This is a genomic window from Branchiibius sp. NY16-3462-2 (assembly GCF_001594145.1).
Taxonomy (GTDB): domain Bacteria; phylum Actinomycetota; class Actinomycetes; order Actinomycetales; family Dermatophilaceae; genus Branchiibius.
The window spans coordinates 184,434-201,524 of the sequence record NZ_LVCF01000043.1 but is presented as its reverse complement, the minus strand read 5'-3'; the positions used below and the strand labels follow the sequence as shown (position 1 = coordinate 201,524).

Annotated in this window: 16 protein-coding genes, 2 tRNA genes and 1 pseudogene; 12 read left to right on the top strand and 7 right to left on the bottom strand. The window is 65.3% G+C overall.

Annotation, left to right across the window (positions count from 1 at the left end; all coding sequences use genetic code 11):
- Window positions 1-173: 173 nt before the first annotated feature.
- The 4 genes and pseudogenes from AZH51_RS17075 to AZH51_RS17060 all read left to right on the top strand — a co-directional run bounded on the left by AZH51_RS17075 (window position 174) and on the right by AZH51_RS17060 (window position 6,735).
- Window positions 174-1,742: a hypothetical protein gene (locus tag AZH51_RS17075; protein WP_291526056.1), complete on the top strand. Its 1,569-nt coding sequence runs from the start codon at window positions 174-176 to the stop codon at window positions 1,740-1,742.
- Between the two features lie 895 nt (window positions 1,743-2,637).
- A pseudogene (locus AZH51_RS17070) lies at window positions 2,638-3,921 on the top strand (IS3 family transposase).
- A gap of 84 nt (window positions 3,922-4,005) precedes the next feature.
- A complete protein-coding gene (locus tag AZH51_RS17065) occupies window positions 4,006-4,824 on the top strand; it encodes an RDD family protein (RefSeq protein WP_291526055.1) in 819 nt (272 codons plus the stop codon).
- A 63-nt stretch (window positions 4,825-4,887) separates the two neighbouring features.
- Window positions 4,888-6,735, top strand: a complete 1,848-nt coding sequence (locus tag AZH51_RS17060; RefSeq protein ID WP_291526054.1) for a 5'-nucleotidase C-terminal domain-containing protein — start codon at window positions 4,888-4,890, stop codon at window positions 6,733-6,735.
- Window positions 6,736-6,737: 2 nt separating this feature from the next.
- On the opposite strand, the gene AZH51_RS17055 is transcribed toward AZH51_RS17060, so the two are convergent.
- Window positions 6,738-7,298 (bottom strand): isochorismatase family protein, encoded by a 561-nt coding sequence (locus tag AZH51_RS17055; protein ID WP_291526053.1) that lies wholly within the window; start codon window positions 7,296-7,298, stop codon window positions 6,738-6,740.
- A 1-nt stretch (window position 7,299) separates the two neighbouring features.
- Complete coding sequence (locus AZH51_RS17050) at window positions 7,300-8,607, bottom strand: nicotinate phosphoribosyltransferase (RefSeq protein ID WP_291526052.1); 1,308 nt, start codon at window positions 8,605-8,607, stop codon at window positions 7,300-7,302.
- A gap of 60 nt (window positions 8,608-8,667) precedes the next feature.
- On the opposite strand from AZH51_RS17050, the gene clpS reads away from it, so the two are divergent.
- The 6 genes from clpS (at window position 8,668) to AZH51_RS17020 (ending at window position 12,093) form a co-directional block, all read left to right on the top strand.
- Entirely contained in the window at window positions 8,668-8,949 is a 282-nt protein-coding gene (clpS, locus tag AZH51_RS17045; protein ID WP_291526051.1) for an ATP-dependent Clp protease adapter ClpS, read from the top strand.
- Window positions 8,949-9,560, top strand: coding sequence for a DUF2017 domain-containing protein (locus AZH51_RS17040; protein ID WP_291526050.1), 612 nt, complete (start codon window positions 8,949-8,951; stop codon window positions 9,558-9,560). Before clpS ends, AZH51_RS17040 begins: the two co-directional genes overlap by 1 nt.
- Window positions 9,561-9,572: 12 nt before the next feature.
- The gene (gene gltX, locus AZH51_RS17035; protein WP_291526049.1) at window positions 9,573-11,099 is read left to right on the top strand and encodes a glutamate--tRNA ligase; all 1,527 of its coding nucleotides are present in this window, start codon (window positions 9,573-9,575) and stop codon (window positions 11,097-11,099) included.
- Window positions 11,096-11,824, top strand: a complete 729-nt coding sequence (locus AZH51_RS17030) for an HAD family hydrolase (RefSeq protein WP_291526048.1) — start codon at window positions 11,096-11,098, stop codon at window positions 11,822-11,824. Before gltX ends, AZH51_RS17030 begins: the two co-directional genes overlap by 4 nt.
- A 48-nt stretch (window positions 11,825-11,872) precedes the next feature.
- Window positions 11,873-11,944, top strand: a tRNA-Gln gene (locus tag AZH51_RS17025).
- Window positions 11,945-12,020: 76 nt separating this feature from the next.
- Window positions 12,021-12,093, top strand: a tRNA-Glu gene (locus AZH51_RS17020).
- Between the two features lie 58 nt (window positions 12,094-12,151).
- Here AZH51_RS17020 and AZH51_RS17015 read toward each other — a convergent pair.
- Genes AZH51_RS17015 through AZH51_RS17005 form a run of 3 tightly spaced genes read right to left on the bottom strand, consistent with a single transcriptional unit; the run spans window position 12,152 to window position 14,372 of the window.
- Window positions 12,152-12,577 (bottom strand): cupin domain-containing protein, encoded by a 426-nt coding sequence (locus AZH51_RS17015; RefSeq protein ID WP_291526047.1) that lies wholly within the window; start codon window positions 12,575-12,577, stop codon window positions 12,152-12,154.
- A 5-nt stretch (window positions 12,578-12,582) separates the two neighbouring features.
- Window positions 12,583-13,605, bottom strand: coding sequence for an aldo/keto reductase (locus tag AZH51_RS17010; protein WP_291526046.1), 1,023 nt, complete (start codon window positions 13,603-13,605; stop codon window positions 12,583-12,585).
- Window positions 13,605-14,372 (bottom strand): carboxymuconolactone decarboxylase family protein, encoded by a 768-nt coding sequence (locus AZH51_RS17005; protein ID WP_291526045.1) that lies wholly within the window; start codon window positions 14,370-14,372, stop codon window positions 13,605-13,607. Before AZH51_RS17005 ends, AZH51_RS17010 begins: the two co-directional genes overlap by 1 nt.
- Window positions 14,373-14,473: 101 nt before the next feature.
- On the opposite strand from AZH51_RS17005, the gene AZH51_RS17000 reads away from it, so the two are divergent.
- On the top strand, window positions 14,474-15,379 hold the full coding sequence (locus AZH51_RS17000; protein ID WP_291526044.1) for a helix-turn-helix transcriptional regulator: 906 nt from the start codon (window positions 14,474-14,476) through the stop codon (window positions 15,377-15,379).
- A 78-nt stretch (window positions 15,380-15,457) separates the two neighbouring features.
- Window positions 15,458-15,877, top strand: a complete 420-nt coding sequence (locus AZH51_RS16995; protein WP_291526043.1) for a PPOX class F420-dependent oxidoreductase — start codon at window positions 15,458-15,460, stop codon at window positions 15,875-15,877.
- Here the strand turns inward: AZH51_RS16995 and AZH51_RS16990 are convergent, their stop codons facing one another.
- Entirely contained in the window at window positions 15,878-16,666 is a 789-nt protein-coding gene (locus AZH51_RS16990; RefSeq protein WP_291526042.1) for a formate/nitrite transporter family protein, read from the bottom strand. It abuts the gene before it with no gap.
- Window positions 16,660-17,067 carry a TIGR03667 family PPOX class F420-dependent oxidoreductase gene (locus tag AZH51_RS16985; protein WP_291526041.1) on the bottom strand — a complete coding sequence of 136 codons (408 nt, stop codon included), beginning with the start codon at window positions 17,065-17,067 and terminating at the stop codon, window positions 16,660-16,662. Before AZH51_RS16985 ends, AZH51_RS16990 begins: the two co-directional genes overlap by 7 nt.
- Between the last annotated feature and the right edge of the window lie 24 nt (window positions 17,068-17,091).

Here is a 17,091-nt window from a genome sequence, read left to right as displayed (position 1 = left end):
AACCGGCCCAACCCCACCGGGCAGATCGCCGGGTGGAAGAACATCCTGAACGTCCTGTCCCTGACCTACGGCGACCGCCTAGGTCTGAACTAGCCAATGCCACTTACACAAAGAATCCAACAGACCCGAACGGGGAGTACCGCGACCAAGCAACATCGGAAACGGTGACCGGGTTGGGCACGATCACCGCAACCTACGACGCTGATGGGGACCTGAACACGCAGACGTTGCCAAATGGGATGGTTACCAGGACGACTCGTGACTCGGCCGGGTTTGCTACATGGCGCACCAACGTCAATGGCGGACGAATCTGGCTGAACGAATACATGTCCCCGGATGCGCATGGCCGCACAGCGCTGGACATCGCTGCTGGTGCTAGCAGTTTCATGCGGGTGACTGGCTACACCTACGACCGTGCAGGCCGGCTCACCAAGGCGACTGATGCGTCGGCATCCCTTGGGTGCTATGTGCGCACCTACGGCTTGGACAATAACTCCAACCGCACCAGCCAAGCTGTGTACAACCCCACCAGCTCTCCGTACTGGAACGACACCTGCCAAACCACGGCCCCAGCCAGCAGCACCACCCACAGCTACGACACCGCCGATCGCCTCCAACCCTCCGGCACCGACACCGGCCTGGTATACGACGCATTCGGACGGATCAGCACCCTTCCGGCAGCCGACGCCCCCAACAGCGGCGGCGGGAACGTCACCAACAGTTACTACACCAACGATCTGGTCCGGTCGATGACCCAGAACGGAACGACCACCGCCTGGGCGTTGGACGCATCCGGCCGGTTCGCCAGCTACGTCACCACCGGAACCGGAGCAGGCACCAAAACCAACCACTACGACCAGGCATCCGGCGATTCCCCGGACTGGATCGCCGAAAACGCTGACGCATCCAACTACACCCGCAACATCACCGGGCTTGACGGCAACCTCATCGCGACCATCGACCAGACAGGAACCGCCACCTACCAAATCACCAACCAACATGGCGACGTCACCGCCACCGCAGCCGCCGGCGACACCGACCCGGCCAACTACTACCTCGCCGACGAATACGGCAACCCGGTTGGCGCCACCACCCAACCAGCCCGCTACGGCGCCCTCGGAGCAGACCAAAGATCCACCGAAACCCCGGCAGCGTTCACCCTTATGGGAGCGCGGCTCTACACGCCAGTTCTCGGTCTGTTTTTATCGGTCGACCCTATGGTAGGGGGTAACTCGACATCCTATGGATACCCATCAGATCCGGTTAACGACTCGGATCCGACCGGTAATTCAAAATGTACTACTTGTGAGGGGGGCGGCGGCGGCGCGAGCGGGCGCCATAGCGGTTGGTCGTGCGATTGGCGCTGTCGTGCTGCACACGCCGCAGCATGGATTGATCACTTCAACAATCATATATTCAGTGCGGAGTGGTGCGTTGGCTACTATTGCACCCTAGGTGCTGTAGTATTGAGATTAGTCGGAGCGGTGTTGTGGGGGGTTTATCACCGCGGCAACGACTGGCTGCGGTGGATGATCGGTGATCTTAGAGAAATTGGCATGGCTTTCTTGGGTGATAAAATGGGTGAGGGCGCTGAAGTATACACTTTTCGATACATTGGTAAACACCTGAGTCCGCTCTTAAAGAAGGTCGAAAGAGTTGCGAATTTCTTTAGGAACTGGATCGGAGGGGTGGCCATCAACAGGATCCTTGAGTTGGCTGACGAAGCGATGGACGTCAGATGAAGCCGCAGGATCAAATCGTTAAAATCCCACTCTCCGAGACTCGACTGTCCGGTTTCTCCTCAAGCTTCTCATTGGTCACGTTGGTATTCGTAGCTTTTTGCATAGTTGTTGGCTGGCTGCTTTCCGCAGTTTCTCCGGTCTTACTCGTTGTGGGACTACTGCCAGCAACCGGAGCGCTTTATGCAGCGGTCATCGCCGCACGGATTTTCAGAACCCGTGGCTACGTTATAGCAGATGCAGAGTCAGTCACCATCAACTCACCGATCTTTGCTTCCGATCTGATCGTCGACCGTCGATCAGTACTTTCTATCAGGTCGGATCGAAGCGTTGCGTCTATTTTTACGACTGATCTTTCATCTGGAATTGACCTTAATTCTCCGGACGTTGCCTGCTTATACTTAGGAGTAAACGTAGGCTTTCGATGTGAGATTCTGTTGAGTGCGGATATCGAATTGCCGGAAGTCAAGCGGGTGGTAAACATCATTGGGCTACTTCTTCAACCCGGACCTAGAGGTCACCATCTCCCCCGGGCGGGCAGGAGCTATTCCTGTGTGAGCTTGAAGCTCGCGACCAGGAGCCCGACCATAGATACGACCTGACTTGGCATTCGAATGGGCTTAGTGGTAATGCCGTTCAGTTAGGGTCCTGGTGCGGCGTGTTTGAATTATTCTGACGGTTGGCCATCGTAAGGGTTAGCCTCAATCTTTAATCCGGTGCTGGCTTGAGGTCGGCGCCGGCGTGATTGCTCGACTCGGTCAGGACGTTCGGGTTGGGGTGTGACGGTCGCCGGGGGGGGGGTGAACCGGCCCCAGGTTTGATGCCGCATCCTTTCGAGTTGAAAGTGAACCGGCCCAGGTTTGATGCCGCATCCTTTTGAGTTGGAAGGATGTATGCCATGCCGAAGAAGATCGATCCGAAGGTCAAGAAGCGGTGCGTGCGGCTGGTGCTGGAGCATAAGGGCGAGTACTGCTCGCTGACCGCTGCTGCTGAGGCCATCGCCCGCCGTGAGGGGCTGGGCAAAGAGACCGTGCGCCGGTGGGTGGTGCAGGCCCAGATCGATGGTGGCCAACGCCGCGGTGCGACCAGCGAAGAGCTGGGTGAGATCCGGGAGCTGAAGGCCAAGGTGCGCCGGTTAGAAGAGGACAACGAGATCCTGCGCCGGGCATCGATTTTCTTCGCGGGGAAACTCGGGCATCCCGCGCTCGTTGATCGTGGCGTTCATCGATCAGCTGCGCGCCGAGGGATTCGTGGTCGAGTCGATCTGCCGGGTCATGCGTGAGCAGGGCGTGCAGGTTGCCGCGAGGACCTACCGGGCCTGGGCAGCACCCAACCAGCACGTCGCGACCCGCACGATCAACGACGCCCTGGTCATTGACCGGGTCCGTGACCTGGTGTGGCAGGTCGATGAGCAGGGCGTGCGCCGGATGACTCCCGAAGGGTTGTACGGGCGGCGCAAGATGACTGCCCTGGTGCGGCGCACCGACCCCGCCACGTCGCGTGGGTCGGTCGACCGGGCGATGAGAACCCTGTGTTTGCAGGGGATCCGACGATCCAAAGGGACCCGGACCACGATCCCATCCAAGGATTGGTCGCCGTGCGGGGGACCTGCTGGATCGTGACTTCACCGCCACCGCCCCCAACCGGACCTGGGTGATGGACTTCACCTACGTGCGGACCTGGGCCGGATTCGTGTACACCGCGTTCATCGTCGATGTCTTCGCCCAGAAGATCGTCGCCTGGAACGTAGCAGCCACCAAAGCCGTCGAGCTGGTCGACGTCCCGTTGCGGATGGCGATCTGGGCGCGGGAACGCGACGGGCACCCCGTGGTCCGCGATGAGCTGATCGGGCACGCCGACGCCGGCTCGCAGTACACCTCGATCACCTTCACCGACCACCTGACCGATGAGGGCATCCGCCCCTCGATCGGGTCGGTCGCCGATGCCTACGACAAACGCGCTGATGGAATGCGTGATCGGTTTGTACAAGACCGAATGCGTGCGCACCACGGTCTTCCACCCCGGCCCTTACCGGAGCATCGAGCACGTCGAGTACGCCACCGCTGGATGGGTCGATTGGTACAACAACCGGCGCCTGCACACCAGCCTTGACATGATGACCCCACGGGAGTTCGAGCAAGCCCACTACGCGACTCTCACACCAGAGCCGCAACCCGCATAGGAGCGGCAAAGAACCTGGGCCGGTTCAATAGCGCTGGCCAGCGCCGATGGGCTGGTGCGCGCGCCCGAATGAGAAGATCGGCCCATGAACGATGCGCGGCCGTCCGGCTGGTACGACGATCCGAACGACCCGAACCTGCTGCGCTACTGGGATGGGGTGTCGTGGTCCAACCACACGATGCCGAGGGTAAAGCCCGACCTGGAGCGGTCGAGCATCGGGACAGCACCGGATGTCCCGGATCCCGCTCAGCAGCAACCCGGATACGGGCAGCCCGGGCAGCCGCCGCAGGGCCAGTGGGCGCCGTACGCACCGCCCATCGCTCAGGCGGGCACGCCCAAACGGCTCACGCCCGACGGTGCGGTGCTGGCGGGGTGGTGGAAGCGGGTGCTGGGCTACATCATCGACAACCTGCTGGTGTCGGCGATCGCCATCGCGATCACCTGGGCAAGTTTCAGCGACTGGCTGACCAAGTACCAGACATGGTTCGACGACACCATGGACCGCGCGTCCTCCGGTAGTTCGGCCACCCTCCCCGATCCGCCCGGCGTCCCGTGGCAGTCCTTGGCCGCGATCCTGATCATCAGTGCCGTCTACGAGATCGCTCTGGTGGCCTGGCGTGGTCAGACCCTCGGCCACATGGCGGCGGGGATCCGGGTACGCCGACTGGACAGTGACCGCCCGCCGGACGTGGCGTCGTCGGGGGTCCGGTGGGTCGTCAAACAGGCCGGCAGTCTCCTGGGTGCGCTCCCCGTGCTCGCGTTCTTCGGCAGCCTGTTCCAGTTGATCAACTACCTGTTTCCGTTGTGGGACAAGCTTTCTCAGGCATTGCACGACAAGGCGGCCAGGACCTACATCGTCCGCAACGATTCCCACCCTGGCGAACACCAGGCAAAGACTTGGTAAAAGGTGCGAACGGCTGCCGCGCTGGGACCCGGCGGCACCCGCGAACGCCTAGCCTCGGCGTACGTGACGAACTCACCAGAAACCCGCAAACTGCCGCACACCACGCGGCGCCAGATGCTCACCGCTGCCGTGGTCGGAGGTGCCGGCTTGGCCGGCATCACCGCCCCTGAGGCCGACGCCCACGGCTGGGGCGGCCATGACAAGTCCTTCAAGCTGACCGTGCTGGGCACCACTGACCTGCACGGTCACGTCTACAACTGGGACTACTTCAAGAACGCCGAGTACGACGACAAGGCGCACAACGACATCGGTGCCGCAAAGGCAGCGACGCTGATCAAGGCGGTCCGGGCCGAGCGCGGCCGGCACACCTGCCTGACGCTCGATGCCGGCGACACCATCCAGGGCACGCCGCTGGCCTACTACTACGCCAAGATCACGCCGATCAGCCGCTCCATCAAGCACCCGATGGCTGTCGCAATGAACGCGATCGGGTACGACGCGGCCGCGCTCGGCAACCACGAGTTCAACTACGGCATGGACATCCTGCGCACCTTCCAGCGGCAGCTGAACCACCCACTGCTGGGCGCCAACGCGCTGGACTGGAACTCCGGCCGATCAGTCTTCCCGCCCTTCACGTTCAAGCGGATCTGGGCGAACGGCCGCCGGCTCACGGTGGGCATCCTCGGTCTGGTCACCCCCGGCGTGGCCATCTGGGACAAGGCCAACGTCGAGGGCAAGGTCAAGTTCAACGGCATCGTTGAGCAGGCGAAAATTGTTGTGCCGCAGATGAAACGGCTGGGAGCCGACATCGTCGTCGTGTCCTGCCACTCCGGCGCCGACACCTCCTCGTCGTACGGCGATGCGTTGCCTTACCCGGAGAACGCCAGCACCCTGCTGGCCCAGCAGGTGCCCGACATCGACGCGATTCTCGTGGGGCACGCGCACGTGGAGATCCCGCAGCGGTACGTCGCCAACGAGAAGACCGGCAAGCAGGTGCTGCTGTCCGAGCCGTACTACTGGGGCAACCGCGTCACGGTCATGGACCTGGACCTGATCTGGCATCGCGGTCGCTGGTCGGTCGCCTCAGCCACCTCGACGCTGTTGAACTCAAACACCGTCGATGAGGACCCGCAGGTCGCCACGCTGGTGCGCTCGGCGCACGAGAAGGTGCTGGCCTACGTCAACTCCAAGATCGGTGTCTGCACCCAGGAGATGAGCGGCGCGACGGCGTGCTGGGAGGACTCGGCCGCGGTCGACTTCATCAACCTGGTGCAGGCCACGACGGTCAAGGCCGGTCTGGCCGGGACCGCCGACGCGAACACTCCCGTGCTGTCGATCGCCGCGCCGTTCAGCCGCGACGCCGACATCCCGGCGGGCGATGTGACAGTGCGTGACGTGGCGGGGTTGTACATCTACGACAACACGCTGTTGGGCATCAAGTTCACCGGCGCCCAGGTGAAGGCCTACCTGGAGCAGTCCGCGACCTACTTCAAGCAGGTCACCGGCACGGGTCCGTTCCCCTCGTCCGCGGTCACCAACGCGGTGACGGCGACGGCTCCGAACGGCACCCCGGACTACAACTACGACGTCATGGGCGGCCTCGATGCACGGCTGACCTACGACATCGACATCGCGCAGGCTCCGGGGTCGCGGATCAAGAACCTGCAGTACGCCGGCGCCGCCATCGGTGACGCCGATCCGTTCGTGATCGCGATCAACAACTACCGCCAGTCCGGCGGCGGTGGCTTCCCGGGTGTCACCACGGCACCGGTCGTCTACAACCGGCAGGGCGAGATCCGCCAAGCGCTGATCGACTACGTGACCGCCAAGGGTCAGATCGACCCGCCGACCTTCCACACCATCGACTGGAAGTTGGTGTCGAACGGCACCCCGATCACGGTGACCGCCTGAGATCAGGAGACTGTGACACCGGCCGCGCGGAGTTCGTCCACCGCGCGGTCGGTGCTTTCGGGAGCGACGCCGACGGTGAGCTCGCGCAGCACCGTGGTCGTGAACCCTTCGTGTACGGCGTCCAGGGCCGTGGCGCGCACGCAGTGGTCCGTGGCGATCCCGACGACGTCGACTGCATCGATACCGCGGTCGCGCAACCAGTCCGCGAGCTCTGCGCCGTCGTCACTGTGACCCTCGAATCCGCTGTAGGCAGCGTCGTGTTCGCCTTTGCGGAAGGTCGTCACGCCAACCAGAGCGGGAGCGATGTTGGGGTGGAAGTCCGCACCCGGCGTACCCACCTTGCAGTGCACGGGCCACGAGTCGACGAAGTCGGGGGAGTCCGACCAGTGGCTGCCCGGGTCGATGTGCCAGTCGGCGGTGGCGACCACCGCGTCCCAGTCGTTGGGTCGGTCCGCGAGGAGTCCGGCGATGTCCGCGGCCACCTGGGCACCACCGGTGACCGCCAGCGACCCGCCCTCACAGAAGTCGTTCTGGACGTCGACGACGATCAGTGCGCGCGCCATCTCAGGCTCCCTCGTAGACGGTGGGGATGCACGGTTCGCCGCGGGACATCTGCATCGCGGTCGGCGGCAACTCGGCGCGGGAGGCCTCGTGGCGCTCGCGGGCGTCCTGCAGGGTGGCGTCGTAGACCCGCTCGCCCGCGGTGATCAGCGGCACCAGTAGCTCCCGGTCGTCACCGTCGTTAGCTGGCGGCTCGCCGATACCGAGAACTTCGGCCTGGGCGACTCCGGAAGCGGAGCGGCGGCGCATCGCGTACTTGCGGCCACCCACCGACTTCTTGTCCTTGCTGGCCTTGGCTACCGACAGCATTGAGCCGTCGGCGGCCTCGTGGGCGACCAGTTTGTAGACCAGGCCGACGGTCGGGGCACCCGATCCGGTCACCAACGAGGTGCCCACGCCGTAGGAGTCGACCGGGCCGGCGGCCAGCGCCGCGATCGCGAACTCGTCCAGGTCGGAGGTCACGACGATCTTGGTGCCGGTGGCACCGAGGGAGTCGAGCTGGGCGCGCACCTCACGCGCCTGCACCAACAGGTCACCGGAGTCCAGGCGCACCGCGCCCAGACCCGGACCGGCCACCTTGATCGCGGTCTCGACCGCTTTGGGCACGTCGTAGGTGTCCACCAGCAGGGTGGTGTTCGTGCCGAGGGCTGCCACCTGCGCCGCGAACGCCTCCTCCTCGGTGTCGTGCAGGAGCGTGAACGCGTGCGCCGCGGTGCCCGTCGTGGGCACCCCCCAGCGCCGGCCCGCCTCCAGGTTCGAGGTGGCTGCGAAACCCGCGATGTACGCCGCGCGTGCGGCTGCCACGGCCGACCACTCCTGGGTGCGGCGCGAGCCCATCTCGATGCAGGGCCGCCCATCGGCCGCGGCAGTCATCCGGGAAGCGGCGCTGGCAATCGCACTGTCGTGGTTCAGGATCGACAGCAGCACGGTCTCGAGCAGGACGCCCTCGGCGAAGCTGGACTCGACCACCATCAACGGTGAGCCGGGGAAGTAGGCTTCCCCCTCGGCGTACCCCCAGATGTCGCCATTGAAGCGGTAGTCGGCCAGCCAGTCCAAGGTCGGGTCGTCAACCACGGATCGCGCTCGCAGGTCCGCCAACTCAGCGTCACCGAAGCGGAAGGCGGCCACGGCGTCCAGCGCCCGGCCGATCCCGCCCACAACGCCGTAGCGGCGCCCGTCGGGTAGCCGGCGGCCGAAGAGTTCGAAGACGCACCGGCGGTGGGCGGTGCCGGACTGCAGGGCCGCCTGCAGCATCGTCAACTCGTAGTGGTCGGTCAGCAAGGCGGTGTTCACAGGCTGCGTGGCGCTCACAGGCAACACTGTAGGCCCGACCGGCCCACACGCAGACGGCTCTAGGCTAGGTGGGTGCCCATGACCGAGACCGCCCCGATCGAGCAGACGGACGTGCTCTCCCAGGTCGATACCCCCTGGATCACGATCGTCTGGAACGACCCGGTCAACCTGATGTCCTACGTGTCCTGGGTGTTCCAGACCTACTTCGGCTACTCCAAGGAGGAGGCCGAGAAGCTGATGATGCAGGTGCACACCGAAGGGCGGGCGGTGGTCTCCCGCGGTACCCGGGAGAAGATGGAGACCGACACCGAAGCCATGCACGGTTACTCGCTGTGGGCGACCTTCAGTAAGGACGACTGATGGCAACCGCCTTCCAGCGCAAGGGATCGCGCATCGTCGGTACCCTCGCGCCGCAGGAGCGCGAGGTGATCGTGGGTCTGCTCGGCCAGGTGCGTGAACTCCTCGGCGGCGACGAGGTGGCACCCACGGGCGACCCGCTGACCGATCTGATCGGGGAGCTCGAACCCGCGCCCGAGCCCGGGCCTGCCCAAGACCGCGACCCGGCCCTGGACCGGCTGTTGCCCAGTGGTCACGAGGACGCCGAAGAAGCGGCCGAGTTCCGCTCGATGACCGAGCGCAGTCTGCGTCAGCGGAAGGTGGCGCGTATCGACACGACGATCGACACGTTGCGAGCCGTCCAGCGCGAGAAGCTCGAGCTCGACTTCGGCCAGGCCCAGGAATTCATGGTGGCGCTGACCGACGCGCGGCTCGTGCTGGCCGACCGGTTGGACCTGCACACCGAGGAAGACGCCGAGCGGCTGCACCACCAGACGACGCGCTTTCTTGAAGGCGGGGCGGACTTCAGCGACGTGGACGAGACCCTTGCGCTGTTCTATGACTTCCTGACCTGGTTACAGGAAAGCCTGGCAAACGCGCTGATGACCACTGGTGGGCGGCGTAGATCTCGTTAGGATGGCGCCGCTATGACTACGTCATCTTCTGCCCCCAGCGGGCCGCGGCTTCGGGTCGCTCCGTCACCGACCGGCGATCCGCACGTCGGCACCGCCTACATGGCCATGTTCGACCTGGCCTACGCCCGACAGCAGGGTGGACAGTTCATCCTGCGCATCGAGGACACCGACCGGGCCCGGCTCGTCGAGGGTAGCGAGCAGCAGGTCTACGACACCCTGCACTGGCTGGGTCTGAGTTGGGACGAAGGTCCGGACGTCGGGGGGCCCTACGCGCCGTACCGCCAGTCCGAGCGGCTGGAGACCTATCGCCCGTACGTCGATCGCCTCCTGGCCGACGGCCACGCCTACTACTGCTGGTGCTCGGCGGAGCGCCTCGCCAAGATGCGGGAGATCCAGCAGCGCACCAAGCAGCCCACGGGGTACGACCGGCTCTGCTACGGCAAGACCAAGGAAGAGCGCGCCGAACTGCCGGGCTTCACCGAGACGCCGGTCGTGCGGATGTACATCCCCGACGACGCGCCGCTGGAGTGGGACGACCTGATCATGGGCCACACCAGTGCCCCGCGCCCGGACGACCAGGTGATCCTCAAGGCGGACGGTTTCCCGACCTACCACCTGGCCGTGGTCGTCGACGATCACGAGATGGGGATCACCCACGTGGTCCGGGGGCAGGAGTGGATTTCCAGCACCCCCAAGCAGTTGCTGCTCTACAAGTGGCTGGGTCTGGAGACGCCCGCGTTCGCGCACATGCCGTTGTTGCGGGATGAGAAGAAGGCCAAGATCTCCAAGCGCAAGAACCCCTGGGCTCGTCTGACGTGGTTCCAGGAGGAGGGCTACCTGCCGGAGGCGCTGCTGAACTTCCTTGCGCTGCAGGGCTACCCGCCCATCGTTGAGGCGGATGGTTCGGAGCGGGAGGTCTTCTCCTTCGAGGAGTTCGTGCAGCGCTTCGAGTGGTCCAAGGTCAATAAGGCGGGCTCCGTGTTCAATCTCGACAAGCTGAACTGGCTCAACGGGCACTACATCCGCAACCTGTCGCCGGAGGAGTTGTCCCAGCGGCTGCTGCCGGTCCTGCAGGACAGCGGCGCGGTGCCGATGCCGGCAACGATCGGGCAGTTGGCGCTGCTGAAGGACATCACGCCCCTAGTGCAGACCCGGATCACGACGCTGAAGGAAGCGATCCCGCTGGTCGCGCCGTTCTACGTGGCCAATGACGCCGTGCCGATCAGCGACCAGGCCCGCGAGAGCCTGCCCGACAACGCCGACGAGGTGCTCGATGCAGCCATCGCTGCACTGGAGCCGATCAGTGGAGCGTTCCCGAAGCCGGACGGCACGGGTCGGGAGTGGCTCGCCCCGAAGATCGAGTCCTCGCTGCGTGAGGCGCTGGTCGACGGCCTCGGCCTCAAGCCGAAGGTGGCCTTCGGCCCGGTGCGCGTCGCCGTGTCCGGGCAGAAAGTCTCCACGCCGCTGTTCGAGTCGATGGAACTGCTCGGCAAGGAGCCGACGCTGATCCGGCTGCGGACGCTGCGCGCTTCGCTGTGACGGTGGTCGACGGCGTCCTGCTGGACGTCGACGACACCCTGCTGGACACCCGCTCGGCGATGATCACCGGCGCCGAGGCGGGGGTTGCGGCGGTCTGGCCGTCGTTGCCGGCGGCTGAGGCGCACGAGGTGGCGGTCGCGTTCTACGAGGACGGCGGGCGGCACTTCCCGCGCTTCACCCGCGGCGAGATCGACTTCCGCACCATGCGGCACTCCCGGCTGGAGTACGCCGCCTCGTTGCTCGGCCTGCCATCGGTGCCCGACGACGGGCCGGAGGTGTTCGAGGACACCTTCCGGCCGGCTTTTCACGACGCGCAGCGGGTCTTCGACGACGTGCGGCCGTTCCTGGCCTCCTGCCGGGACACCGGGGTGCCAGTGGGCGCGTTGACGAACTCTTCCGCGGTGATGACTGCCGACAAACTCGCCGTCGTGGGCTTGTCCTTTCCGGTCGTCGTCACCCGCGACACCCTCGGCTACGGCAAACCGGCGCCGGAGGTCTTCCATCACGCGTGCGGATTGCTGGGGACAGCGCCGGAGCGGACCGTCTACGTGGGCGATGAGTACGAGATCGACGTCGTTGGCGCGGCCGGTGCCGGGCTCATCGCCGTGTGGTTGAAGCGCGGCACGCAGCCCGACGGACGGGGGAGCGGACCCGCTGTCCATGCAGGCGCCGTACGTTCGCTGGACGAGTTGTCCGATTTGGGCTGGCAGGGTCTGAGCAGGTAACGTTTCCCCTCGGTTCACCCCACTCCTGGAGCGGCGGTGATACCCCCATGGGGTATGGTGTAATTGGCAGCACGACTGATTCTGGTTCAGTTAGTCTAGGTTCGAGTCCTGGTACCCCAGCGCTGATCGCGCTAGTCCTTCGGACCAGTCGATTCGCCGGAAGCCGCACCGCGCAGGTAAGGTCTTCCGAAGCCACGGCCCCGTTGTGTAGTGGCCTAGCACGCCGCCCTCTCAAGGCGGTAGCGCGGGTTCGAATCCCGTCGGGGCTACACCTGAAGGTCCCGTGACCAGCGCAAACGCTGGCCACGGGACCTTTCTCATGGGTTGTCAATCGCCGCCACTACCGCGCAGATCGGCGTAGGCGCCGTCGGTGACCGGCTCCAGCCATTCGTTGCTGACCTCGCCGCCGGGAGTGATGAAGGCCAGGTGGGAGAACCAGGAGTCGGCTTTCGCGCCGTGCCAGTGCTTGGTGCCGGCCGGCACCCGGATCACCACGCCGGGTGTCATGCTCACGGGTTGCTGGCCCTCGGCCTGGTACCACCCGGACCCAGCGGTGCAGATCAGGGTCTGGTCGCCACCCCCGTCGGTGCCGTGGTGGATATGCCAATGGTTGCGGCACCCGGGCTCGAAGGTCACGTTGCTGACCGTGACGCTTCCGTCGGTGAGGGGAGCCAGATAGCTCTGCCCGCTGAAGTACTGCGCGAACGCGTCGTTGGGTTCCCCGAGCGGGAACATCTGCTCGAATTCGGTCATCGGGATCATCTCCGTCGGGCCTTAGCGGCGAGTTCCGCTGCGCCGTAGCTGTTGTCGTCCGGGTTCATCGTCACGCCAGGTGCCACGATCTGATCAATCTGGTCGAGCACCTCGTCGCTGAGGGTGACGTCGAGCGCCGGCAGATAGGACTGCAACTGCTCCATCGTGCGCGGTCCTACGATGGCGGCTGACACCGCGGGGTGGCGGATCACGAACGCGATCGACAACTCGATCATGGAGATTCCCGCGTCGTCGGCGACCTGCTGCAGCGCCTGCACGGCTTCGAGCTTGCGCTGGTTGGCCGGCACCGACATGTCGAACCGCGCAGATGGCCGGGCGCTGGAGGCGGGGGAGGAGGTGCTGCCCCATTTGCCGGACAGCCAACCTCCCGACAGCGGACTGTAGGACAGGATGCCCATGCCGTGCCGCTGCGCCGTGGGAAGCACGTCCTCCTCGATCCCGCGCACGAGCACGGAGTACGGCGGCTGTTCGGTGGCGAAGCGTTCCAAACCCCTGTCATGGGAGACCCATTGGGCCTGCACTATCCCGCTCGCGGCGTACGAGGAGGAGCCGATCAGCCGGACCTTGCCCTGCCGGACCAGGTCGGTGAGTGCTCCGAGAGTCTCGGCGACGTCGGTGTCCGGGCTGGGCCGGTGCACCTGGTACAGATCGAGGTAGTCGGTGTCCAGGCGGCGCAGCGAGTCTTCGACGGCGCGGTAGATCCATTTGCGGGAGCCGCCGCGCTGGTTGGGATCGTCCTGGCTCATCGGCATGAAGAACTTGGTGGCCAGGACTATGTCGTCGCGTTGGCCCTGCCAGGAGTCGAGGGCCCGGCCGAGGATGCCTTCGGACTCGCCGCCGGAGTACACGTCGGCGGTGTCGACGAAGTTGATGCCCGCGTCGAGCGCCGCGTGAATCACCCGGATCGAGTCCTGCTCGTCGGCGTTGCCCCACGACCCGAACATCATCGTGCCCAGGCACAGCGGGCTCACGTGCAGGCCGGTGCGGCCCAAGGGTCGGTATTGCATCAGGTGGTCTCCTCGTACGGTGCGTTCTGGTTGATGGCGTTGATGGCGTTGAGAGTTCGCGGGTAGCCGACGAAGGGCAGCAGGTGCGTCACCACCGCGATCAGCGTCGCTCGGTCGTTGCCGACGTTGAGGTTGGCGCTCACGTGGGCCGCCAACTGCGCGTCTGCGCCGCCGAGCGCGGTCAGCATCGCCAGGGTGAGCAGCTCGCGGGTGGCCAGGTCCAAGCCGGACCGGCCGACGTGGTCGCCGAAACAGTGGGCGGACAGGTATTGCTGCAGGTGCAACAGGTCCGGGGGTGAAGAGTCGTACATGGCTGCGACGCGATCGGTTCCGACGATCCGTTCCTGTACGTCGCGCCCCACCTCCTGCCGGTTCTCCCGTGTCGTGGTGGCCTGCGAGGGGAGTGGTAGCTGCACGCCTCGCTCGATGAGCAACCCGTTCGTGGCGTGCAGGACGTCGAAGACCCGGCCCATCCCGGCGTACGGAACCGCCTGGTAAACAACTTCTTTCAGCTCGATGGGTGTCACTCCGACATTGAGGGCGGCGCCGGCCATCGCCCGGTACTCGGCCACCGACCCACCAGCGATCAGCGCTGCGCACTGCACCATGAGCCGAGTGGTTCGCGGTAACGGTGCGTCAAGCACGACGTCGTCGAACGCGAGGTTGTCGAAGATCTCGATCAGGTCCGGGTCGGTCTGCGCCAGCGTCGACACGTGATCAGGGAAGAGGGTCTCGTGCTCGGTGATGGCTGCCTCGGTGATACTCATGCCACCTACTGAACGCCGCCCCCATCCTCGCAACCAGTGACTGACGAAACCGGTACTGGCGGTACCTCCCTGGGACACGAACCGGCCCGTACCGTCAGAGCATGGACATCAAGGCCGAGGTCAGTCAGTTCCTGGCCACCCGGCGGGCCCGGATCACCCCGGACAAAGCCGGCCTACCCGCCTACGGTGGCAACCGGCGGGTGCCCGGACTGCGCCGCGAGGAGGTCGCGATGCTGGCCGGGGTCAGCGTCGACTACTACACGCGATTGGAACGCGGCAATCTCGCCGGGGCATCCGAGGAAGTTCTCGAATCCCTCTGCGAGGCCTTGCAACTCGACGAGGCTGAGCGCGGTCACTTGTTCGACCTGGCCCGCGCGGCCAACGCCTCCGGGGCCGCACGCAGCCGCGCCCGGCGTACCCCGGCGCCGACGCTGCGGCCCACGGTGCAACGGATCCTCGACGCCATGCCCGACACGCCGGCGTTCGTGCGCAACGGCCGGCTCGACGTACTCGGCGCGAACCTCCTGGGCCGGGCGCTCTACAGCCCGATGTACGACTCGCCGGAACGCATCGCGAACCGACCTGTCAACACTGCCCGCTTCCATTTCTTGGATCCCGGTGCGGCACAGGCGTTCTGGGGCGACCAGGCCCAACGGATGGCGCACGACGCGGTCGCCATCCTGCGCGCCGAAGCCGGACGCAACCCCTACGACAAGCACCTGACCGCTTTGGTCGGTGAACTATCCACCCGCAGCGAGCAGTTCCGCCAACTCTGGGCGTCACACGACGTGCGCTACCACCGCAGCGGGACCAAGACCTTCCACCACCCGGGCGTGGGGATGCTGACCCTCGACTTCGAGGCCCTGATCCTGCCCGCCGACCCCGGTCTGCAACTCAACGTCTACACCGCGCCCCCCAACTCGCCAGCAGCTGATGGATTGAAGCTCCTTGCCTCCTGGGCCGCGACCACCATCCTCGCCTCCGAATCGGTCCCGAACGATGCGTGACACTCAAGACAGGAGTTTGAGTCACGGGGAACAGCCCGGCTGCATCGTGGCGTTGCCAGGTTTATGGGCTATCACCAGATGACTGACGACGAAGCGCTGGACTGGTTGGCACGGGGGCGGGCCCGTCCTGGCGTCCTGGCCACCACCCGCGCCGACGGGCGGCCGCATGCGGCGCCGATCTGGTACGACGTGCAGGACGGCGTCGTCTACTTCAACACCGGCGCGGACACGGTCAAGGGCCGCAACCTGCGGCGGTCGGGTCAGGCGGCGCTGACCGTGCAGGACGACGTGGCTCCCTTCTCGTTCGTCACCGTGACCGGCGGTGTCGAGTTGATTGATGACCTGGATCAGGTACGCCGGTGGGCGGCCCGGATCGGTGGGCGCTACATGGGTGCCGATCGGGCACAGGAGTACGGCGATCGCAACGGCGTGCCCGGTGAGTTGCTGGTGCGTCTGACACCAGCGCATATCGTCGCGGCTACAGACGTCGCCGACTGACTAGCTTTCGCCGCGCTCTTCCTGCACGCGAGGAGCGGCCCGGACCAGGCGCAGGGCGGTCACCAGGCCGATACCGCCGACCAGGTTGCCCAGGGCCGCCCACGCCACCGCGCCCAGCCATTGACCGGCCGAGATGTCGCTGCCGGAGAAGATCGCGCCCAGCATCAGGATGCCGTCCAGCACACAGTGGAACAGTTGCGCTCCGACCAGGAGCGCACCGAACATGATCGCAGGAACCAGCTGGACACCCAGGCTCTCGGTGGCGTGCTGCATCCGGGTCATCAGCGTGATGACGACGCCGGCCAGGACCGCGAGCAGGAAGCTCTGCAGCGACACCCCGAGGTGGGCGTAGTGCTCGCCGGTCTCACGTGCCACGGGTTTGAGGTCGGGCCGCGCGGTGACGATGATCCAGATGATCAGTGCCCCGCCCAGCAGGTTGGTGACCAGGGTGACGACCCAGAGCCGGACCAGTTGGGGCCACGAATCACGTTGTGCGGCAACGGCAGTAACCGGCACGAGGAAGTTCTCGGTGAACAACTCACTGCGCGCAAGAAGTAGTGCGACAAAACCGGTGGAGAAGGCGAGCGAGGCTAGCAACTGGTTATCGGTCTTGTGCAGCACCACGAAATAGGCGAGGACTCCGACGCCGATGTCGATGCCGCCGAGAATCCCGGTGGGCACCAGCGAACGCAGCGGGCGTTCGAGGCGTTCCTGCCCTTCCTCAACTAGGCGGTCGAAAGCCTCGTCGATCTCGGGTTCGGGAGCTTGCTGGTCCTCGGCACTCACCACGTGCGAATACTCGTCGGGGTGATCCGCAGCAGATCGGAGTACGACGACTGGAACTTCTCCGGCGTCGATCCAAGACTCTTGATCCCGTCGGCGTACTTCGCCAGATAGGCCGACAACTCCGCGGCTGTCGCACCCTTCGCGTCCAGGTTCGCATCACCCTTGAGCGCAACGACATCGCCGCCGGATGGAGATGAGTTGAGGTTCAGAGCAACCCGTGGATTGGCGCTGATGTGCCGCAGCTTGCCGGTGTCGGGCTGGCTGAACACCAGGAAATGCTCGTTCTGCCAGAGGAACCACACCGGGGTCGACACCGGTCCGCCCTGCGCATCGACCGTGGTCAACCAGACGATCTGCTCGTCGGCGAGGCGCTGGGCGACGGGCTCCGGGATCTCGATGCTCATGCCGTAACCCTCCTCTGCATCGTG